Consider the following 19,822-nt stretch of genomic DNA (forward strand, 5'->3'; position numbering starts at 1 on the left):
AGCGGTTCGAGGACGTTGCTGCGTCTTCGCCTCGCTTTCGGCTGAACCGCCCGCCAGGGCGGCTCGCCTGCGGCGTCACCGGCACGTCCAGAGCGACGGTCACCCCGGCGGGGTTGGTGACCCGGCGGGGTGGCGACCGGTCGGCCGCACGCAGAACTCGCTGCCGTCCGGATCCGCCAGTACGACGGTGCCGTCGTTGCGGGTGTCGAGCCGGGTGGCGCCGAGGGAGATCAGCGCGTCGATCGCCGCCCGCTGGTCGCCGTCGGCCGGGAGCAGCTCGAAGCGCTGCCGGTTCGGCTCCGCTTTCGGGGTGCCGTCCCACGTGTCCCAGGCGATTTTCGTGCCGCCGCGCGGTGACTGGATCGCGGTCTGCGCGCCCCGGTCCCACACCAGGGGCCAGCCCAGCGCCGTGCTCCAGAACCGGCCGGCCTGCCGGGTGCCGGCACAGGTCAGCTCGCCCAGCGGGCCACACCCCGCGAGGTAGCCGTTGCCGGGCTCGATCACGCAGAACTCGTAGCCTGCCGGGTCGGCCAGGACGACATGCGCCTCCTCGGGTCGCTGCCCGACGTCGACGTGGCGGCCACCGAGCCTGATCGCCGTGGCCACTGTGTGCCGCTGGTCGTCGAGGTCGGTGCTGGTCAGGTGCAGGTGCATCCGGTGCGCGCCGAGCCGGCCGGCGCGGCCCGGGACGAACCGCAGGCCGAGCTGGGTGTCGCCGCCCGGGAGCAGCACACCGCCGGTGTCCTCGACGACCTCCCGGCCGAGCAGGCCGGCCCAGAAGCGTGCCGGTTCAGCGAGGTTGTCCGCCTCGAAGGTCACCGCCAGCAGTCGCGAACCCATCACCGCAACGTAGACACCGCCCCGATGCGGTGGCAAGCCAGGTCGCGCCGGCGGAGAGGAACTCGCTGTCCCGGGACACCCGGTGGTCGTCCACATTGGACGGCTTTGCCGACTACGCGTGGTCGGGGCGCAAGTTCGTGTTGCGTTCGGGTTCCGCGAGTTCGCCCATTTCACGTGTGCCATGAGCGACCCCCGTCCCGGTGGCTCTACCGGGACGCGGTTATGGCTGGGTGAGGTGGTGTTGGTAGGCGTAGCGGACGGCTTGGGCGCGGTCGGCGGCGCCGATTTTGGCGTAGATGTGGTTGATGCGGGTTTTGATGGTGGTTTCGCTGACGAAGAGTTGTCGGGCGATTTCGGTGTTGGAGTGTCCGGCGGCGAGTTGCGTGAGGACTTCGGTTTCGCGGGTGGTGAGCCCGTCTGGTGGTGCTGACGGTGGCGTGTCCGGGTGGTGCGCGGTCGCGGCGAGCAGGCGGGCGTGGATGGTGGGGTCGAGGACGGCTTGTCCGGCGGCGGCGGTGCGGATGGCTTGGGCGATGTGGTCGCGGCCGGCGTCTTTGGTGAGGTAGCCCAGTGCGCCGGCGCGCAGGGCGTCGAGGATGGAGGTGTCGTCGCTGTAGGTGGTGAGCACGACGATTTTTGTGGCGGGGTGGTGGTCATGGATGCGTCGGGTGGCTTCGATGCCGTCGACGCCGGGCATGCGCAGGTCCATGAGCACCACGTCGGGGGCGTGTTGTTCGACGAGGGTGAGGGCGTGGTCGCCGTCGGCGGCGGCGCCGACGACGGCGATGTCGGGGAGGAGGTCGAGCAGGGTGACGAGACCCTCGCGGACGGCGGCTTGGTCGTCGGCGACGACGACGCGCAACGTCGGGTGGTCAGGGGTGGTCATGTCGGTAGCCACAACTGCAGGCTCCAGTTGGTTGCGTCTTGTCCTGCGGTGAGTGTGCCCCCGAGCAGGGTGGCGCGCTCGGCCAGCCCGGGTAGCCCGTAGCTGCCGCCGGTAGCGCCGAGTGCGCTCCCGTCGGCGGTGGTGCCGGTGGGGTTGGTGATGGTGACTGCGACGTTGTCGTGGTGGTAGTGCACGTGCAGGGTCACCGGCTGGCCGGGGGCGTGTTTGCGCGCGTTGCTGAGGCCTTCCTGCGCGGTGCGGTAGATGGTGAGGGCGGCGTTCGCCGGTAGCGGGCGGGGCTCGCCGAAGATGGTGAGTGTGGCGGCGTCGTTGTGGTGGTCGGCGACCAACGCGGAGAGTTGGTCGCCAAGAGGTGGGGCGTCGTTGCGCAGCGCGCCGACGGCGCGGCGGGCTTCGGTGAGACCGTCCACGGTCAGGTGCCGGGCGCGTTGGACGTGGTGCCGGGCTCGTGGTGTGCCGGTGCCGGCCTCGAGGAGTGCGTCGGCGGCGTCGAGTTGCACGGCCACTGCGCCAAGGGAGTGCGCGAGCACGTCGTGGATGTCGCGGGCGATGCGGGTGCGTTCGTCCAGTGCGGCGGCCCGGGTGTCGGCGGCGGCGGCGATGCGGGTTTGGGTGAGCAGTTGCTCGGCCTGGACGAGGCGTTGTTTGTATTGGCGGCGGTTGAATCCCGCGAGGGTGAGCGCCACGAGTCCGGCGGAGTAGCCGGCGAAGGCCACCCACTGGTGGTTGATCGTCGCGGTGCCGACGGCCGCGACCAGGACGCCGGCGGCGGTCAGGGTCGTGGCCAGTGCGGGTGTCAGCTCCACGGCTGCGGTGAACGCTCCCACACCGGCCAGGGCCAGCGCCGCGGGCACGGGGGCGATGCTCATGAGCAGGCCACCTGCGGTGACCAGCGCCCCGCCGGCGGCGGTCGCGGTGAGGGTGCGGTGCTGATTGTCGAGGTATACGGTGACGGTCCTGACCAGCCAGCCCAGGCAGGCGACCACGACGCAGATCAGCAGGGCCAGTGCCTGACCGTGAAGACCGAATCCCGGTGTGTGGGCGTTGATGCCGTAGACGATGCCGCCGAGTGCGGCCAGGCTTACCCCCAGCCGCACCGGCCACCATCGCCGTGGCACCCATTGCCCCGTCACTATCACCGTCGTCGCTCCTTGTCTGCATCTGCCGTAGCGCAACTTGGTCAACGCCGTCGGCGCCTCCGGATCCTGAAGGCCACCACACCCACCACGGCGAGGACAGCCACGGTCAGCCACACCGCGATCGGCACACCGGTGAACAGACCGGCGGCAGCCAGCAGGGATCCGATCAACATGGGTGGTACTCCTTCGATGGTCACTATCGCGACGGCACAACTGTTGATGACGACGCTACGAACACCGCCCCGGTGTGTCGTCGGTTCGCGGGAGGAGACCGCGGTGGAGATTTCCCAGGCAGTTATCCACCCCGATCTCCACCTCCAGCACGAGGACACCCGGCCCGGAAACCGGCTAGCGTCACCGCGATCGCCTCAGTGACCGCACGGGATCAGGGAGGGTGTGATGGCGAGCATGCATGCCGCATCGGCGCCGGTCAGGGCGGTGCGGACCCCGGCGGGGGATCCGGCCTGGTCGGTCAACGGCTACGACGAGGTGCGGGCGCTGATCGCGCGGGGCCCGTCCGGCGCGAACGTCACCGTGCTCAACGGCACCGACGGGCTCGGCGATCTCACCGCCGGCCTGGTCAGCCAGGGGGACCGGTGACCGACGTCCTGATCGCGGGCGCCGGACCCACCGGGCTCACGCTGGCCATCGAGCTGGCCCGCCGGGGCGTCGACGTGCGCATCGTCGACCGAGCCGGCGAGCACTTCCCCGGTTCGCGCGGCAAGGGGCTCACCGCACGCACCCAAGAGGTGCTGGACGACCTCGGTGTTGCCGAAGAGGTGCTGCACTACGGGTTCCGGCACCTGCCACACCGGCGGTACCTCGACGGCGACCTGGTTGCCGAGGCCGGCCCGCACGCCCAGCGGGCACCTGCACCGGACCGGCCCTACGACGGCGGGCTGCTGATCCCGCAGTGGCGGATCGAGCGGATCCTGCGCGCGCGGCTCGCCGAGGACGGCGTGCGGGTGGAACTGGCCGCAGGCCTCGCCGAGTTCAGCCAGTCCGCGAACGGCGTGCATGCGGTGCTGGATACCGGCGAGCGGGTGGCTGCGCGCTACCTGGTCGGCTGCGACGGCGGCCGCAGCACCGTGCGCAAGGCACTCGGCGTGCGCTTCGAGGGCGAGAGCGGGGAGCAGGCCATGCTGCTCGGGGACGTCGAGCTCGACGGGCTCGAACCGGACGCCTGGTACCAGTGGACCGTCCGCCGGCGCGGGTTCCTGGCCCTGTGCCCGTTCCGCCACGAGCGGTCCTGGCAACTGCAGGCCGTACCGTTCAACGACTTCGGCGCGGAGGGCAGCCTCCCCGAACCCTCGCTGCCGTACTTCCGGCGGATCGTGGACGACCTCGCCGGCGGGCACGGCATCCGGCTCTCGAAGGCAAGCTGGCTGTCCACGTACCGGGTGAACGTGCGGATGGCCGACCGGTTCAGGGTGGGCCGGGTGTTGCTGGCCGGCGACGCAGCGCACGTGCATCCGCCGGCCGGCGGCCTCGGCATGAACACCGGCATCCAGGACGCGTACAACCTCGGCTGGAAGCTCGCCATGGTGTGTTCCGGCGCGCGGCAGTCGCTGCTGGACAGCTACCAGGAGGAGCGGCTCCCGGTCGCCTCGTGGACGCTCGGCGTGAGTGCCGAGGGGCTGCGCAGGGTCGCGGAGCGGTTCGTCAACCGTGGCGGCACGGACATCGCGGCCGGCGCGCCCCCGGACGGCCAGCAGCTCGGGCTCGGCTACCCGGCCAGCTCGCTGTCCGTCGACGGCGACGCCGGGACTGGACCGCGCGCCGGTGATCGTGCGCCCGACGCGCCCTGCGTGGACAGCTCCGGCACGCCACGGCGGCTGTTCGACGCCTTCCGCGGCCCGCATTTCACCCTGCTCGGCTTCGGCGAGTCCTGCGCCGGTCCACTGCAGGACGCCGGCACCGCCCACAGTGGACTCATCAAGCCGGTGTCGGTCGGCGCGCCGGGCAGCGGTGCCGATCTGGTGGACGTCGAGGGGCACGCGCGGACCGCGTACGGCGACACCCTCGTCCTGGTGCGGCCTGATGGCTACCTCGCGCTGCGCGCACCCGGCGCGAGCAGGACTGCCGTGCGGGACTACCTGGACCGGGTCGGCGTCAGCCGGAGCGCTTGACCGCCGAGACGTCGACAGGTCACCGGTCACCCGGTAGCTGTCGCCGCCGCCGTGCTCGACGGTGTGCCCGTTGGCTATATCTTGCTCGCCACCACCAGGTAGTTCTCGGCCTCAGGGTTGAACGTGCTCAGTTCCGTCCGAAGTCCGACCCGGTGCAACTCGACTTCGAGTTCTTCGTATCGGTAGGGCCAGCAGGACAGCAGTTCCGAGCGGACGAGAACCGACCCGGCCGCATCAACTTGCGCGATCGCAATCTCGATGTGGTGCTCGTCCTCCCAAAGGGGTGCAATCTCCCAGCGGTAGACCACGACGGCATCACGACCGTTCCGGCGGACGAGCCGGTCACCGATGTCCAGCCGGGAACCTCTGGCCCTCACGAGTTCCCACGTGCGGGAAGTGAGCACCAAGCGCCCGCCGCGGCGCAGAAGCCGTGACATCGACTCCAGAGCAGCAACCCTGCCTCTCGCCCCCACGGCGTGGTGCAGCGAGTTGCCGACGCAGAACACCATGTCGAAAGTGGCGTCGGCGAAATGGCCGGGCAACTCTTCCCAGTCCGCCCGCAGTGTCCGGACGGATGCCCCGAACTCACCGGACAACTCCGCAGTCCGACGAACCATCGCTTCGCTGGCGTCAGTGGCGACAACCCGCATACCGAGACCGGCGAGGCCAACCGCCAACTGCCCGGTTCCGCACGAACAATCGAGGACGTGAGCGTTGGACGGCAGGAGACTGAGGACGTCGTCGAACGACGCAGCGAACTCGGCCGGAGCCAGCTTCACATCGGAGATGAGCCACTCGTACACCTCGGCAAGCGCGTCATAACCCGTCACAACTACTACCTCCGTCACGCGGCAGACTCACGGTGGCACATCAGTACATCAGCGGAGCAAGCCGGTTCACCAATGGTTTCGCAGGGGCAACCCGTCCGCTCGTCAGGGGAAAACGAGCGGTGTATCTCCCGATCATGGAAGTGCACCTGATGACCGACATGATGTCCGGCGTGGAGAACGCTGAGGACCCGAAGGCCGAGACCGGGCTGGATGGCCTGGACGAGCAGCTCGTGGCGCAACTGGTGAGCCGCGCGAAGGCTGGCGGGCTGGCGCTGACCGGCGAGGGCGGGGTGCTGGCGCAGCTGACGAAGCGGCTGCTGGAGTCCGCACTCGAGGGCGAGATCACCGACCACCTCGGCTATGACAAGCACGACCGGCCGGTCGTGGGACCGGCAACTCGCGTAACGGCATTCGGTCCAAGACCGTGCTCACCGACGTCGGCCCGGTCGAGATCGACGTGCCCCGGGACCGGGATGCCGGCTTCGAGCCGAAGATCGTGGCCAAGCGGCGGAAACGCCTGGGCGGGGTGGACGAGATGGTGATCTCGCTGGCCGCGAAGGGGCTGACGACCGGGGAGATCTCGGCGCATCTGGCCGAGGTCGATGGCGCCGAAGTGTCCCGGCAGACCATCTCCACGATCACTGACAAGGTCGTCGAGGGCATGGTCGAGTGGCAGAACCGGCCCCTCGACTTGGGGCGGTTTCTAGTGATCGTTGCGAATGATCGCGGCGATCAGTCGATGTTCCCATTGTTGCATGATCTGGTGCGGGCTCTTGTCGTGGAGGCACTCGCGTGGCCGGTCGTTGAGCTCGGCGGCGACGTGATCAAGGTGGTCGCTGGTCCACACGCTTAAGCCGCGCTCAAGTGCGTCTAGATGGCGATCATGAGCCTGGACCCGACCGGCACCGGCCGCAAACGCTGGACCATGCGCTGGAAACCCGCGCTGAACGCCTTCGAGATCGCCTTCGACGGCCGCCTGGCCGCCGGACGCAAGTAGTTTCCTTCAACCCCCGAGTTACACCGTTCGTTTGGCGTTCGTTTGACAGACCCCCATGCTCAAGGCCTACGGCAGCGGGACACCCGTCGCCATCTACGTGATCATCGCCGCCGCTGTCTCCGCCCTCGGAGTCCTGGCCGCGAAGGAAACCCGCCGCCGCGATGACCGAGGTACCGGCCCGCTGACGTGATGTGCTTCACCTTTCGCGGCGCCTGCCGGGACCGCGCCGGACTCCGGGTGTCGTGACCAGCGCGGCGGCCGCGTACCCCGCGGCCGTCAGGGTTAGCAGCGGCAGGGCATCGAGCCAACCGTTGCGCACGCCGGTGTCGAGCCAGACCAGATCCAGCAGATGCCACAGCACGACCACGGGAACGGGCGCGAGCAGGGCGACCAGCCAGGCCCGTCGCACCCCCGCCGCCCACAGCAGGGGCCACGCCGCCAGTGCCCCGGCCGGCAAGCCGAAGACCACGATGCCCAGCGCGCCCAGCTCGGCACGTGACAGCGCCGCGTCCAGGGACGCCGTCTTCATCGCCGCCAACCAGACCAGGCCGAGCCCGCCGCCGACGGCCGCGGCCATGGCACAGCGGCGGGCCGTCCCTGGCGTACCTGGCCGGGGCTGGGCTTGGTGATCATCCACGCCAGCACGGTAGGCGTTCCCCGCCTGCAGCACCATGAGTAGGACTACGCTTGATCGGCGGCATGTGCACGGAACGGGCTGCTGCGCCGCATCCGTACTGCGACCCCCGCCGGATCAGCTGCGTGGTGACGGCCTGGACCGGCGGGCTGGACCCGACGCCCCTGGTCCGGTCGCGGCGTACCGGGCGGCGATGGTGCGGACGGCCTCGTCGACCACCTGAGCGACGCGTTCGGCGCTCACCTCCCAGCCCGGCACCAGGAGGGTCGGCCAGAAGACGTAGTTGGAGATCATGCCCAGGAACTGGGTGGCTGCGAGGTCCACGTCCTCGATCCGCGCCGTTCCCGCCTCGTGTTCGGCCAGGAGATAGCCGCGTACGGACTCGAAGTAGGGCATCTTCCCTTGGGAGAACTGCGCATGGGCCAGCTCGGGGAACCGCGGCAGCTCGGCGATGACGATCCTGAACAGGTCGGTCATCCGGGCCCGGCCCAGCAGCTCGGCGTAACGGCGACCGAGGATGCCGAGTCCGTCGACGAAGTTGCCTGCCGGCGGAGGCTCCTCCTCGTCGGCGGTCGACCATGCCTCGGTCACGATGGCGTCGAACAGGGCGGCTTTGCTCGGAAACTGCTTGAACAAGGTGGCCCGTGAAACGCCCGAGCGCTCGGCGATCCGCGCCAGCGACGTCCGGTCGTAGCCCAGCTCGAGAAACAGTGCGGTCGCGGCCGTCACGATCAGCGCGCGCTTCTCCTGGGCGACGCGCTGGTGATACGTCGTCACGGCCTTGCTCACGGGCCGAGCATACGAGGTGAGTGGCTTGACTCGCAACTGCCGCCGACCTAGGGTCGGAGACGATGGTGAGTCGCCCGGCTCACCACTGACCGAAGGAACATCCCATGCCCCGCTTCGACAACCAGACCGTGCTCGTGACCGGGGGAACCGGCGGCCAGGGCTCGAGCCACGTGCGCGCCTTCCACGCGGAGGGAGCGAACGTGGTGATCGGCGGCCTCGACGCGGAACGCGGCGCCGCTCTCGCCGACGAGCTCGGGACCCGCGCTCGCTTCGCCCGCCTCGACGTCACCGACGAGAGCTCGTGGTCCGCCGCGGTGCTGGCCGCCGAGACCGCTTTCGGTGTCCTGAACGTGCTCGTCAACAACGCGGGCGTGCAGAATCCGCCGGCCACGATCGAAAACACGGAGCAGGCCACGTGGTCGCGCATCCTCGACGTCAACCTCACCGGGACCTTCCTCGGCATCAAGGCCGCAGCCCCCGCTCTGCGCCGCGCCGGAGGGGGAGCCATCGTCAACATCGCCTCGACCATGGGACTGGGCGGCACGGCGCACTACGCGCCGTACGTCGCCGGCAAGTGGGCCGTGCGAGGCCTCACCCGAACGGCAGCCCTCGAGCTCGGCCGCGACCACATCCGGGTGAACACCCTCCACCCCGGCGTGATTTCGACCCCCTTCATCCACGAACCGGCGGCCGGCGCAGCCGCGGCCATCGCCGACTTCTACTCACCCGAGCCGTTCGCCATCCCCCGGCTCGGAGAGCCGGCCGACGTCAGCCGTCTTCTCCTGTTCCTCACGTCATCGGACGGTTCGTTCATCACGGGGTCGGAGTACGTCATCGACGGTGGACTCCTCCTCGGCCCCGCCCTTCAGGCCGGGGCCGCATGAGCACGCCGGCCGACTCCACAGGGGACGCGGCCATCGGCCGCGATCGCGGATCTCCCGATGCCGAAAGTAAGCTGTGCCGGCGCGCTGACCATCCATGGTGGACACGAGTGGGCGCCGGGCGCACGGTTCGATTGCGTCGCCACGATATTCGGCAATTTCTCCCCGATCGAGATTGTCGACCGTGACCATGGAGTGCCGAACTTCGTGCGGGATAGGCTCGGTGTCGTGGACATTGATTCGATCGATCAGGCTCTCCTGCGTGAGTTGCAGGATGACGCCCGGCAGACGAACCGCGAACTGGCGAGCAAGGCCGGCGTGTCTCCGTCGACGTCGCTGGAGCGCGTGCGCTCGATGCGCGAGAACGGGATCATCACGGGGTATCACGCGGCGGTCGACCTCGAAGCGGTGGGCCGGCCGGTCCAGGCGCTCATCTCGGTCCGCATCCGTCCGCCGGCCCGCCCGATCATCGAGGGGTTCCGGGAGTGGGCGGCGCGGCTGCCGGAGACGATCGGCCTCTTCGTCACCTCCGGCTCGCACGACTTTCTCATCCACATCGCCGTCCCGGACATCAACGGCGTCTACGCCTTCGTCATCGACCGCCTGACCGAACGACGAGAAGTCGCCGACGTGCACACCACGATGGTCTACGAGCACGTCCGGTCGCGCCGCATCGACCCGGCCGACGGCCGGCGGCGGCCGCGCTGAGGAGTTCCGTCAAGCGGTGAGGAGGTGGCGAGGTTCGGCGCTCCTTCCGCGGCGCGGTGCCGGGATCGTCGCGATCAGCAAGCCGGCCAGCAGAAGGACGGCACCGGCGGTGGCGGGCAGCGACAGCCTCTCCCCGAGCAGCACCACCCCCAGCACGGCGGCCACCAGCGGCTCGGCCAGGCTCAGGGTTCCCGCCGTCGAGGCGGTGACGTGCCGCAGGCCGGAGACGAACCAGAAGTACCCGAGCGCGGTGGCCGGTCCCGCGAGCCAGCCGACCAGGGCGAAGGCGTCCGGCTCGGCGAAGGCGCGGGAGACGTCACCGGTGAAGGGCAGCATCATCGCTCCGCCGAGCACGAGGGTCGTGGCGACCGCGACGAAGGTCGGTGCGGCGCTGTCGAGCAGCTTCTTCGCCGCGACGGTGTAGACGCCGTAGCAGAGGCCGCCGACGATGCCGAGGACGACGCCGAAGGTGTCGAGCCGGACGGAGGCGTCGGGCAGCAGCAGCACGGCGGTCCCCGCGACCGCGGCCACGGTCCCGAAGATCCACGGCCGGGTGAGCCGCTCGCCGCCGCCGAGCCGGGCCAGCGCGCCGACCGCGGGCGGCGCCACCCCCAACGTGACCACAGTGGACAGTGCGGCTCCGGTGCGTTCGACCGAACTCAGGAAGGCGGCCTGGTAGGCGGCCGTCGCCGCGGCGGCCAGCAGGAGCCAGCCGAGCGCGCCGCCGCGGCCGAGTGAACGCCATCGGCTGAACGTCGCGCGGTCGCGCGCCGCCACGAGGCCGAAGAGGATGATGCCTCCGCCGATGAGGCGAAGCGCGCCCAGCGCCACCGGGTCGACGTCGGTCGAGGCAAGGACTTGAGCCGGGCCGACCGTCCCCCACAGGGTCGCGGCGCCCAAGACAGCCGCGACGCCACCGGTCTCGGCGATCTTCATACGTACGAGCATGAGATCCCAAGGTAGGTGAAGTGCGGCTCGAGAGGTCGCGGGATCGAACATCAGACCGGGAAAGCTCGTCAATTCCGAACGATGTGCGACGGGGCCGTGGCGGATCCGGCGGCTGCCGCACGATGCACGGGTTGATCAGGACAGGACGAGTGGCGGACCTCGGTCCCGGTGTCCCGGAGCCGGTGAGCGGCGTCACTTGCTTCAAATTCGAAGCAGCTGTACTGTCATCCGTAGTTGCTTCAACTTCGAAGCAATCCGAAGCGAGAGTGAGACTTCCGATGAAGGCAGTGCGTTTCCACGAGTACGGCGATCCCGGTGTCCTGCGTTACGAGGACGTGGAGCAGCCCACGCCCGGCGCCGGGCAGGTCCGGGTCCGCGTCGCCGCGACGTCGTTCAACCCGATCGACGCCAGTGTGCGGGCGGGGAACATGCAGGGCCCCATGCCGGTGGTGCTTCCGCACACGCCGGGCCGCGACGTCGCGGGCACGGTCGACGCGTTGGGGGAGGGGGTGGACGGCTTCGAGGCCGGCGCCGCGGTCGTCGGGTTCCTGCCGATGACCGACGATGGCGCGTCCGCGGAGTACGTGCTGGCGCCGGCCGAGGTCCTGACGGCGGCGCCGAAGAGCGTCCCGCTGGCCGAAGCCGCTGCGCTGCCGCTGGTGGGGCTGACCGCGTACCAGGCGCTGTTCGACCACGGCAAGCTGGCGGCGGGGCAGCACGTGCTGATCAACGGTGCCGGGGGTGCGGTCGGTGGCTACGCCGTGCAGCTGGCCAAGAACGCCGGTGCCCACGTGATCGCCACGGCCAGCCCGCGCAGCGCCGAGGCGGTCAAGGCCGCCGATGAGGTCATCGACCACACGACCACCGACGTGACCGCGGCGGTGAGGGAGCCGGTCGATGTGGCGCTCAACCTCGCCCCGGTCGCGCCGGAGCAGCTGGCGGCGCTGGTCACCCTGGTCCGGCCGGGCGGTGTCGTGGTCAACACGACCGTGTGGATGCCCGCACCCAGCGACGAGGAACGCAATGTGCGCGGCATCGACCTGTTCGTCCGCAGCGACGCCGACCAGCTGGCGCAGCTGGTGGCGCTGGTCGACCGTGGTGAGCTGCGGGTCGAGGTCGCCGAGCGGGTGCCGCTGGCCGAGCTGGGCGCCCTGCACGCACGGGCCGCCGAAGGCGCGGTGCACGGCAAGGTCATCGTCCTCCCGCCCACCGCCTGACCCCCCACCCGATCCTGAAAGGCAGCGACCATGGCACTCAGCTTGGATCCCGAAATCGCCGAGGCACTGGCCCCGATGGCCGGCGCGATGGCGGAGGCCACACCGCCGGCCGTGGGCGACATCGCGGCGCGGCGCGCGATGTGGGAGCCGATCATCGGCGCCGCGAGCACGGCCCAGCCGATCCCGGCCGACGTCAAGACCAGCGAGCACCACGCGACCGCGGACGACGGCACGAAGATCACGATGCGGTGGTACGTCAAGGACGGTGCGGCACCGGGTCCCGCGGTGCTGTTCTTCCACGGCGGCGGGTACATCTTCGGCCACATCGACCTGTTCGACGGGCCGGTCGCCCGCTACGTCTCGGCCAGCGGTGTGCCGATGCTGTCGGTGGAGTACCGCCGGGCCCCCGAGCACCCCTATCCCACACCGCTCGAAGACGCCTACGCCGCGCTGCGCTGGCTGCACGAGCACGCCGCCGATTTGGGTGTCGACCCGGAGCGGATCGGCGTGATGGGCGACAGCGCGGGCGGCGGCATGGCCGCGGCGCTGACGATCCTCACCCGCGAACGCGGCGGCCCGAAGATCGCCCGCCAGATCCTGCTCATGCCCATGCTCGACGACCGCACCACCACGCCCGACCCACACATCGCGCCCTACGTGCTGTGGTCCTACGACGACAGCCTCACCGCGTGGCCGGCCCTGCTCGGCGACGCCGCCGGCGGCCCCGACGTCCCGGCCACGGCGGCCCCGGCCCGCCTCGAAGACGCGACCGGCCTGCCTCCGGCCTACATCGAGGTCGGCCAGCTCGACGTCTTCCGCGACGAGGACACCGCCTACGCGACCAAGCTCAGCCGCGCCGGCGTGCCGGTCGAGTTCCACCTGCACCCCGGCGCCCCGCACGAGTTCGATTCCATCGCCTTCGGCTCCGACGTCGCCCGCCGTGCTCTCGCCGACCGGGTCCGGGTCCTCAAGTCGATCTGACCGGGTCCACAACCCACTCGAAAGTTTCGCGCTGCAATGAGGAGTGCTCATGAGTGACAAGAAGATCATCGCGGTGCTGGGTGCGACGGGTGCGCAGGGCGGCGGTCTGATCAGGGCGATTCTGGACGCTCCCGACGGTCCGTTCGCCGCCCGGGCCGTCACCCGGAACGCGGACTCGGCGAAGGCCCGCGCGCTGGCCGAGCGTGGCGCCGAGGTGGTGGCGGCGACCCTGGACGACGAGGAGTCGCTGCGCAAGGCGTTCGAGGGCGCCCACGGCGCCTACGTGGTGACCAATTTCTGGGAGTCCATGTCCGCCGACGTCGAACTGGCGCAGGCCGCGACAGCCGCCCGGGCCGTGAAGGCGGCCGGGGTCGCCCACGTCATCTGGTCCACTCTGGAGGACACCCGCGAGGTCATTCCCGTGTCCGCCCGGCGGGCCCCCGTGTTGCAGGACCGCTACACGGTCCCGCACTTCGACGTCAAGGCCGAGGCGGACGCGTTCTTCCGCGACTCGGGTGTCCCGACGACCTACCTGCGAAGCACTTTCTACTGGGAAGGGTTCACCCAAGGCTCCGGGCCGATGCGGGGCGAGGACGGCCGGCTCGTGCTCACCCTGCCGATGGGGGAGGCCAAGCTGGCCGGCATCGCGGCCGAGGACATCGGCCGCACCGCCTACGGGGTGTTCGCCGCCGGCGACAAGTACGTGGGCGAGACCGTGAGCATCGCGGGTGAGCACCTGACCGGCGCCGAGTACGCCGCCGCCTTCGCCGACGCACTCGGCGAACCGGTCGATTACCGGCCGCTCACGCACGACCGGTTCCGCGTGCTCGGCCTGCCCGCGGGTGACGAGTTCGGCAACATGTTCCAGTTCTACGTCGAAGGCGAGCGCGATTTCGTCGGTGCGCGCGACCTGGACCTGGTCCGGTCGCTCAACCCGCGCCTGCAGACCTTCCGCGGCTGGCTGAGCGACCACGTCGAGGCGGTCAAGCCCGCCTGACCCCGATCGGCGGTACTCCCGGAGCCGCAGCTTCAGCGAAACCGGCACCCTTCGAATTCGAAGCAGTAGACTTCCGTCATGACCGATTCGCCGCCGTCGCTCGACCCCGTGCAGCTCGGCGCCTACTTCGACCTCATCGAAGTCACCAGCCTGCTCCGGCACGCGGTCGAGCAGCAGCTGCGCGAGGCCGGCGATCTCAGCTACGTGCAGTTCCAGCTGCTGGCCCGGCTCGGGGACTCGCCGTCGGGCAGCCACCGGATGACCGACCTGGCCGACGGCGTCGTCTACAGCCGCAGCGGCCTGACCTACCAGGCGGGTCTGCTCGAGAAGGCAGGTCTGGTGGTGCGCGCCCCTTCGCCGGACGACGAGCGCAGCGTCACCGTCACCATCACCGACGCGGGGCGCGCGCTGCTCGCGCGGGTGCTGCCCGGCCACATCGAGGTGGTCAGCGGCCTGTTGTTCGAGCCGCTCTCGCCGGACGATGTGGTGACCCTCGCCGGCCTGCTGGCGCCGGTGCGCGAGCACATGCGCTCGACGCCACCTCGCTCGGCCGCCCCTCGCCGCCGCGGGGGCAAAGCGTGACTGCGGTGGCGGAGCTGCGGGTGGCCGCGTCGCTGACGTGGGCGGGTTGCCCGACCTGACCCGGCGCTCGAAATCGGACGGCCGGCTTGTCCGGCGGTTTGTCCACTTGCGCGCCCGGTGCCGTTGTATGGTGTGTCATATATCAGATCGCGCCTATTCTTCGGTTACCATCCGGGCGCGTCGGCGGACTTCACCTCCCAGTCTTTCGGAGGCACCGTGGAATTCGATCGTCGCACGGCGTTGGTCATCGGCACGGTGGGTGCGGCCGGCGCGGGGCTGTCCGCGCTCAACGTCCCGCCGCCGGGCGGAGCCGGTGCGGCGCCTGCCGTTCCGGTGACTCAGACCATGCTCCTGACCGGGGCCGACGCCGACCACACCGTCGACTGGGAGTTCCAGGTGACGGCCGGGCGGCGCGCGGGGGAGTGGGCCACGATCCCGACGCCGTCGAACTGGGAGTGCCACGGCTTCGGCAGTTACCACTACGGCGGCGACCTCGTCCCGACGGAGAAGGGCCACTACCGCCACTCGTTCACGCCGCCGGCGTCGTGGGCCGGGCGGCGGATCTTCCTGGTGTTCGAGGCGGCCATGACCGACGCCGACGTGCGGGTCAACGGGGTCTCGGCGGGGCCGGTGCACCAGGGCGGCTTCTACCGCTTCCGCTACGACGTGACGGCTTTGCTGCGGCTCGGCGAGGCGAATCTGCTCGAGGTGACCGTCAGCAAGGAATCGGCGGACAATTCGGTGAACGACGCCGAGCGCCGCGGTGACTTCTGGAACTTCGGCGGGATCTTCCGGCCGGTGTCGCTGCAGGCGTACCCGGCCGCCGGGATCGACCGCGTCGCGATCGAAGCCCGCGCGGACGGGACCTTCGCCGCCCAGGTCACGCTCGCCGGGGTGAGCGCGGCGGCCCGGCTGACCGCGCAGCTGCGCCGGCTCGACGGTACGGCCGTCGGCGGCGCCTTCTCGGTCGCCGTCGGGAGCGGCGCGACCAGTGCGACCCTGAGCACCACCGCGGCCCAGCCCCGGTTGTGGACGGCCGAAACGCCGAACCTCCACCAGCTCGAGCTGACGCTCGCGAGCGCCACCGGCGTGCCACTGCACAGCGTCGTCGAGCGCTTCGGGTTCCGCACGGTCGAAGTCCGGACCGGCGACGGCATCTACGTCAACGGGAAGCGAATCGTCCTCAAAGGAGCGAACCGGCACACGTTCTGGCCGACCTCCGGCCGGGCCTCGAGCCCGCGCCTGGCCCGGCTGGACATCGGGCTGATGAAGGACATGAACATGAACGCCGTCCGGATGTCGCACTACCCGCCGGACGCGTACTTCCTCGACCTCTGCGACGAGCTCGGGCTCTACGTCCTGGACGAACTGACCGGCTGGCAGCACCACTACGACGAGGGCGTCGGGGCGCCGCTGGTCGAGGCGCTGGTGGAACGCGACGTCAACCACCCGTCGATCCTGTTCTGGGACAACGGGAACGAAGGCGGCTGGAACACGGCGCTGGACGACGACTTCGGCCGGTACGACCCCCAGCGGCGGGCGGTGCTGCACCCGTGGACGACGTTCAGCGGCGTCGACACGAGTCATTACCAGACCTACAGCAGCACCGCGAGCAAGGTCGCCGGCGCCACGATCTTCATGCCGACCGAGTTCCTGCACGGCCTCTACGACGGCGGCGCCGGAGCCGGGTTGAACGACTACTGGAAACTGATGGGCGGGGCGCAGCGCTCGGCGGGTGGGTTCATCTGGGCGCTCGTCGACGAAAGCGTCGTGCGTGACGACCGTGGCGGGGTGCTTGACACCAACGGCAGCCGCGCTCCCGACGGCATTCTCGGGCCGTACCGGGAGAAAGAAGGCAGCTTCTTCACGATCAAGGACATCTGGTCACCGGTCCAGCCGGCCAATCCCGCTTACTACGACTCGGTCTTTCCGGCGTCGTTCGACAAGACGGTGAAGCTCGTCAACCGGTACGACTTCACGAACCTCCGGACGTGCCGGTTCGGCTGGCAGCTGCTGGCGTTCCCCGCACCCGGCGGGGGATCCGGTCACCGGGTGCTCGCCCAAGGCGAGGCGGGCGCGCCGGATGTCGCGCCGGGGGCCACCGGCGCGGTGACGCTCGGCCTGCCCGCCGACTGGACCGGCGCCGACGCGCTGCGGCTGAGCGTGACCGATCCGACCGGCCGGGACGTCGCGGGCTGGACGTGGCGCATCCGCAAGGCGCCGGACTTCGCGGCCGGCCTGGTCAAGCCGGCGACCACGGGCAGCGTCACCGCGGCCGAGACGGCCGCCGACGTCACGCTCGTCGCCGGGGGCACCCGGGTCACCATCGGCAAGGCCGACGGGCGGCTGACCGGCGTGCGCCGCGGCAGCACGCCGGTGTCGCTGGCCAACGGCCCCGCCCCGGCCGGCGGGACGGCCACGCTCACCGGGTTCAGCCACTTCCGCGACGGCACCGGCTGGGTCGTGCAGGCCGACTACAGCGGCGACCTGACGTCGGTGCGCTGGCGCTTGGACGCCAACGGCTGGTTGCGGCTGGAGTACCGCTACCGCGCCACCGGCGACCACGACCACCTCGGCGTGAACTTCGACTACCCGGAGGCGAACGTCCGGGGCCTGACCTGGCTCGGGGACGGGCCGTACCGCGTCTACAAGAACCGGCTGCGCGGGGTGCAGCCCGACGTCTGGCACAAGCCGTACAACGACACCGCGACCGGGGCGAGCGGGTTCGCCTACCCGGAGTTCAAGGGCTACCACGCGCGGACCTGCTGGGCGGTGCTGGACACCACCGAAGGCGCGGTTACGGTGGTCGCCGCGGAGGAGGGCTTGTTCCTGCGGTTGTTCACCCCGGCGGTGGGCCCGGACCCGCAAAACGCCGTGGTCACCTACCCGGCCGGGGGAATCTCGCTCCTCGACGGCATCGCGCCGATCGGCAACAAGTTCCACGGCGTCGCGGCGCTGGGCCCGGAGAGCCGCCCGAACACGGCCACCGGCGACTACCACCGCACCGTGTATTTCCGCTTCGACGCGTGAGACACGCCCACCGGAGAAGCAGTCCGAGCCGACCCATAGTGAAAGGTCAACGGAATGTTCCCCTCGAGCTCCCGTCGGTGGTCGCGCCTGCGGGTCGTGACCGCGGTGATCGCCGCCGTCGCCGCGGTGACGGCGGTCGTGCCCGCTGCCACCGCGGCGGCTGCCGGGTCCACGGTGACCGGCGTGGCGTCCGGACGGTGCCTCGACGTCGTCGGCAACAGCACCGCGGCCAAGACGCGCGTCAACATCTACGACTGCAACGGCCATGCCAACCAGGCTTGGACGTTCACGGCGGCGGGCGAGCTGCGGGTCTACGACCCCGCGATGTGCCTCGACGTCGCCGGCGCGAGCACCACATCCCCGGCCGAGGCGCAGATCTACCCCTGCAACGGCGGCGCCAACCAGAAGTGGCGGATCAACGCCGACGGCACCATCACCGGCGTGCAGTCGGGCCTCTGCCTGGACGTCACCGGGGCGGGCACCGCGAACAGCACCCTGGTCGGGCTGTACACGTGCACCGGGGGAGACAACCAGAAGTGGCGGACCTCCCTCGGTGACACCCAGCCGCCGAGCGTGCCGGGCAACCCGCGGGTGAGCGACCTGGTCTGCGACGCGGTGACGTTCTCGTGGGACGCCTCCACCGACAACGTGGGCGTGGCGTTCTACGACATCTACCACGACGGCCAGTCGATGAAGTCGGTGAGCGGGACCACCCTGTCGACGAGCCTCACCGTCGTCGCCGGCGCGGCCTGGGGCCTCTACGTCAACGCGCGCGACGCCGCGGGCAACGTCTCCCAGGCCGGCGCCACGGTCTCGATCAAGCCCCCGCCGTGCCAGCCGGACGATCAGGCGCCGAGCGCACCCACGAACCTGACCGCCGCCGCCTCCGGCACCACGGTGACCCTGAACTGGGCCGCGGCCACGGACAACATCGGCGTCCGGGCCTACGACGTCTACCGCGGCGGGGCCAAGGTCGGCGCCGTCACCGGGACCGCCACCGCGCCGCCCGCGACCACCTTCGTCGACAGCGGGCTGGCGGCGAACACGAGCTACTCGTACTACGTCGTCGCGCGGGACGCCCAGGCGAACGTCTCGCCGCCCAGCACGTCCACGACCGTGACGACCGGCGCGGCCTGCGGTGCCTCCGTGTGCGCGGTGACGCAGATCGCGACCGACACGGACATCCCGTGGGGTCTGGTGACGCTGCCGGACGGCACGATCCTCTACACCCGGCGCGACGCCCACGACATCGTCCACCTGAACCCGGCCACCGGGGCCAAGACCAGCGTCGGCACGGTTCCGGGGGTCGACAACACCGACGGGGAGGGCGGCCTGCTCGGCCTGGCCGTTTCGCCCGGGTTCGCCGGTGACCACTGGCTCTACTTGATGCACACTTCGCCGTCCGACAACCGGATCGTGCGGATCAAGCTGGAGAACGACCAGCTCGGGACCGAGCAGGTACTGCTCACCGGGTTGCTGCGCAACAAGTACCACAACGGCGGGCGGCTGCGCTTCGGGCCCGACGGCAAGCTCTACGCCACCACCGGCGACGCCCAGAACGGCGACAACGCGCAGAACAAAGCGAGTCTGAACGGCAAGGTCCTCCGGTTGAACCCGGACGGCAGCGTGCCCTCGGACAACCCGTTCGGCACCTACGTGTGGAGCTACGGCCACCGCAACCCGCAGGGGCTCGCGTTCGACTCCCAAGGGCGGTTGTGGGAACAGGAGTTCGGCAACTCGATCATGGACGAGACCAACCTGATCACCAAGGGCGGCAACTACGGCTGGCCGGCGTGTGAAGGCACCTCCGGGACGTGCGGCACCGCGGGCTTCATCGCGCCGAAGCGGACCTACCCCACGGCGGACGGTTCCTGCTCCGGCATCGCCATCGTCCGCGACGTGCTCTACGTCGCCTGCGAACGCGGGACCCGGATGTACCGGGAGGTGATCAGCGGCAGCGACCTGACCGACGTCCAGGCGTACTTCAACGGCACGTACGGACGGCTGCGCACGGTGGAACCCGCACCCGACGGCGGCCTGTGGCTGACGACCACCAACAACGGCGACAAGGACAGCATTCCCGACAACAGCAACGAGAAGATCTTCCACGTCACCCTCGGCGGATAACCGCCGGACCCCGGCAGCTTCTGCGACGTTCCCCGGGGTATACCTCGTGGGCTGCCTGGCTTCTCGGCTCGAGCCTGAAATTTGGA

19 protein-coding genes and 2 pseudogenes are annotated in these 19,822 nt (G+C 70.3%); 13 read left to right on the forward strand and 8 right to left on the reverse strand.

Annotated features, from left to right (window positions below):
• Positions 1 to 99: 99 nt before the first annotated feature.
• The 4 genes from ISP_RS19600 to ISP_RS19615 all read right to left on the reverse strand — a co-directional run bounded on the left by ISP_RS19600 (position 100) and on the right by ISP_RS19615 (position 3,059).
• Positions 100 to 840 carry a VOC family protein gene (locus ISP_RS19600; protein WP_014467004.1) on the reverse strand — a complete coding sequence of 247 codons (741 nt, stop codon included), beginning with the start codon at positions 838 to 840 and terminating at the stop codon, positions 100 to 102.
• 220 nt (positions 841 to 1,060) lie between these two features.
• A complete protein-coding gene (locus ISP_RS19605; protein WP_014467005.1) occupies positions 1,061 to 1,726 on the reverse strand; it encodes a response regulator in 666 nt (221 codons plus the stop codon).
• Positions 1,723 to 2,844: a sensor histidine kinase gene (locus ISP_RS19610; RefSeq protein WP_013225549.1), complete on the reverse strand. Its 1,122-nt coding sequence runs from the start codon at positions 2,842 to 2,844 to the stop codon at positions 1,723 to 1,725. Before ISP_RS19610 ends, ISP_RS19605 begins: the two co-directional genes overlap by 4 nt.
• An 83-nt stretch (positions 2,845 to 2,927) precedes the next feature.
• Positions 2,928 to 3,059, reverse strand: a complete 132-nt coding sequence (locus ISP_RS19615; protein ID WP_014467006.1) for a hypothetical protein — start codon at positions 3,057 to 3,059, stop codon at positions 2,928 to 2,930.
• A gap of 226 nt (positions 3,060 to 3,285) precedes the next feature.
• Here ISP_RS19615 and ISP_RS19620 point away from each other — a divergent pair, with 226 nt between their 5' ends.
• On the forward strand, positions 3,286 to 3,486 hold the full coding sequence (locus ISP_RS19620; protein WP_013225550.1) for a hypothetical protein: 201 nt from the start codon (positions 3,286 to 3,288) through the stop codon (positions 3,484 to 3,486).
• Positions 3,483 to 5,015, forward strand: a complete 1,533-nt coding sequence (locus ISP_RS19625; protein WP_013225551.1) for an FAD-dependent oxidoreductase — start codon at positions 3,483 to 3,485, stop codon at positions 5,013 to 5,015. Before ISP_RS19620 ends, ISP_RS19625 begins: the two co-directional genes overlap by 4 nt.
• A 74-nt stretch (positions 5,016 to 5,089) precedes the next feature.
• Here ISP_RS19625 and ISP_RS19630 read toward each other — a convergent pair whose 3' ends face one another.
• Positions 5,090 to 5,863: a class I SAM-dependent methyltransferase gene (locus ISP_RS19630; RefSeq protein ID WP_230468847.1), complete on the reverse strand. Its 774-nt coding sequence runs from the start codon at positions 5,861 to 5,863 to the stop codon at positions 5,090 to 5,092.
• Positions 5,864 to 5,994: 131 nt separating this feature from the next.
• On the opposite strand from ISP_RS19630, the pseudogene ISP_RS19635 reads away from it, so the two are divergent.
• From ISP_RS19635 to ISP_RS19645, 3 genes and pseudogenes are all read left to right on the forward strand, one after another.
• Positions 5,995 to 6,536 (forward strand): annotated as a pseudogene (locus tag ISP_RS19635) (transposase); the annotation flags it as partial.
• Between the two features lie 156 nt (positions 6,537 to 6,692).
• A pseudogene (locus ISP_RS19640) lies at positions 6,693 to 6,842 on the forward strand (IS256 family transposase); the annotation flags it as partial.
• 55 nt (positions 6,843 to 6,897) lie between these two features.
• Positions 6,898 to 7,032, forward strand: a complete 135-nt coding sequence (locus ISP_RS19645) for a hypothetical protein (RefSeq protein WP_014467008.1) — start codon at positions 6,898 to 6,900, stop codon at positions 7,030 to 7,032.
• Positions 7,033 to 7,038: 6 nt separating this feature from the next.
• On the opposite strand, the gene ISP_RS19650 is transcribed toward ISP_RS19645, so the two are convergent.
• Both ISP_RS19650 and ISP_RS19655 read right to left on the reverse strand, forming a co-directional pair.
• Positions 7,039 to 7,479: a hypothetical protein gene (locus ISP_RS19650; protein ID WP_230468848.1), complete on the reverse strand. Its 441-nt coding sequence runs from the start codon at positions 7,477 to 7,479 to the stop codon at positions 7,039 to 7,041.
• A 114-nt stretch (positions 7,480 to 7,593) separates the two neighbouring features.
• Positions 7,594 to 8,265: a TetR/AcrR family transcriptional regulator gene (locus ISP_RS19655; protein ID WP_013225557.1), complete on the reverse strand. Its 672-nt coding sequence runs from the start codon at positions 8,263 to 8,265 to the stop codon at positions 7,594 to 7,596.
• Between the two features lie 104 nt (positions 8,266 to 8,369).
• Between ISP_RS19655 and ISP_RS19660 the strand changes: the two genes are divergently transcribed.
• Both ISP_RS19660 and ISP_RS19665 read left to right on the forward strand, forming a co-directional pair.
• Positions 8,370 to 9,149 carry an SDR family oxidoreductase gene (locus ISP_RS19660; RefSeq protein ID WP_013225558.1) on the forward strand — a complete coding sequence of 260 codons (780 nt, stop codon included), beginning with the start codon at positions 8,370 to 8,372 and terminating at the stop codon, positions 9,147 to 9,149.
• 225 nt (positions 9,150 to 9,374) lie between these two features.
• Positions 9,375 to 9,854 (forward strand): Lrp/AsnC family transcriptional regulator, encoded by a 480-nt coding sequence (locus ISP_RS19665; protein WP_013225559.1) that lies wholly within the window; start codon positions 9,375 to 9,377, stop codon positions 9,852 to 9,854.
• A 9-nt stretch (positions 9,855 to 9,863) separates the two neighbouring features.
• Here the strand turns inward: ISP_RS19665 and ISP_RS19670 are convergent, their stop codons facing one another.
• Positions 9,864 to 10,790 carry a DMT family transporter gene (locus ISP_RS19670; RefSeq protein WP_013225560.1) on the reverse strand — a complete coding sequence of 309 codons (927 nt, stop codon included), beginning with the start codon at positions 10,788 to 10,790 and terminating at the stop codon, positions 9,864 to 9,866.
• Between the two features lie 290 nt (positions 10,791 to 11,080).
• Between ISP_RS19670 and ISP_RS19675 the strand changes: the two genes are divergently transcribed.
• From ISP_RS19675 to ISP_RS19700, 6 genes are all read left to right on the forward strand, one after another.
• A complete protein-coding gene (locus ISP_RS19675) occupies positions 11,081 to 12,019 on the forward strand; it encodes an NADP-dependent oxidoreductase (RefSeq protein ID WP_013225561.1) in 939 nt (312 codons plus the stop codon).
• 30 nt (positions 12,020 to 12,049) lie between these two features.
• Positions 12,050 to 13,000, forward strand: coding sequence for an alpha/beta hydrolase (locus ISP_RS19680; RefSeq protein ID WP_013225562.1), 951 nt, complete (start codon positions 12,050 to 12,052; stop codon positions 12,998 to 13,000).
• A gap of 49 nt (positions 13,001 to 13,049) precedes the next feature.
• The gene (locus ISP_RS19685; RefSeq protein ID WP_013225563.1) at positions 13,050 to 13,997 is read left to right on the forward strand and encodes an NmrA/HSCARG family protein; all 948 of its coding nucleotides are present in this window, start codon (positions 13,050 to 13,052) and stop codon (positions 13,995 to 13,997) included.
• Between the two features lie 78 nt (positions 13,998 to 14,075).
• On the forward strand, positions 14,076 to 14,579 hold the full coding sequence (locus ISP_RS19690; RefSeq protein ID WP_013225564.1) for a MarR family winged helix-turn-helix transcriptional regulator: 504 nt from the start codon (positions 14,076 to 14,078) through the stop codon (positions 14,577 to 14,579).
• Between the two features lie 216 nt (positions 14,580 to 14,795).
• Positions 14,796 to 17,609, forward strand: a complete 2,814-nt coding sequence (locus ISP_RS19695; protein ID WP_014467010.1) for a glycoside hydrolase family 2 — start codon at positions 14,796 to 14,798, stop codon at positions 17,607 to 17,609.
• 54 nt (positions 17,610 to 17,663) lie between these two features.
• A complete protein-coding gene (locus ISP_RS19700) occupies positions 17,664 to 19,736 on the forward strand; it encodes a PQQ-dependent sugar dehydrogenase (protein WP_013225566.1) in 2,073 nt (690 codons plus the stop codon).
• Positions 19,737 to 19,822 lie beyond the last annotated feature (86 nt).

The organism is Amycolatopsis mediterranei (genome assembly GCF_026017845.1).
GTDB lineage: Bacteria > Actinomycetota > Actinomycetes > Mycobacteriales > Pseudonocardiaceae > Amycolatopsis > Amycolatopsis mediterranei.

Bases quoted from the DNA above. Each gene is read 5' to 3' on its own strand.
- ISP_RS19660 (WP_013225558.1), top strand. From the start codon at position 8,370: ATGCCCCGCTTCGACAACCAGACCGTGCTCGTGACCGGGGGAACCGGC.
- ISP_RS19675 (WP_013225561.1), top strand. From the start codon at position 11,081: ATGAAGGCAGTGCGTTTCCACGAGTACGGCGATCCCGGTGTCCTGCGT.
- ISP_RS19670 (WP_013225560.1), bottom strand. From the start codon at position 10,790: ATGAAGATCGCCGAGACCGGTGGCGTCGCGGCTGTCTTGGGCGCCGCG.
- ISP_RS19605 (WP_014467005.1), bottom strand. From the start codon at position 1,726: ATGACCACCCCTGACCACCCGACGTTGCGCGTCGTCGTCGCCGACGAC.
- ISP_RS19645 (WP_014467008.1), top strand. From the start codon at position 6,898: ATGCTCAAGGCCTACGGCAGCGGGACACCCGTCGCCATCTACGTGATC.
- ISP_RS19680 (WP_013225562.1), top strand. From the start codon at position 12,050: ATGGCACTCAGCTTGGATCCCGAAATCGCCGAGGCACTGGCCCCGATG.
- ISP_RS19600 (WP_014467004.1), bottom strand. From the start codon at position 840: ATGGGTTCGCGACTGCTGGCGGTGACCTTCGAGGCGGACAACCTCGCT.
- ISP_RS19690 (WP_013225564.1), top strand. From the start codon at position 14,076: ATGACCGATTCGCCGCCGTCGCTCGACCCCGTGCAGCTCGGCGCCTAC.
- ISP_RS19700 (WP_013225566.1), top strand. From the start codon at position 17,664: ATGTTCCCCTCGAGCTCCCGTCGGTGGTCGCGCCTGCGGGTCGTGACC.
- ISP_RS19685 (WP_013225563.1), top strand. From the start codon at position 13,050: ATGAGTGACAAGAAGATCATCGCGGTGCTGGGTGCGACGGGTGCGCAG.
- ISP_RS19615 (WP_014467006.1), bottom strand. From the start codon at position 3,059: ATGTTGATCGGATCCCTGCTGGCTGCCGCCGGTCTGTTCACCGGTGTG.
- ISP_RS19620 (WP_013225550.1), top strand. From the start codon at position 3,286: ATGGCGAGCATGCATGCCGCATCGGCGCCGGTCAGGGCGGTGCGGACC.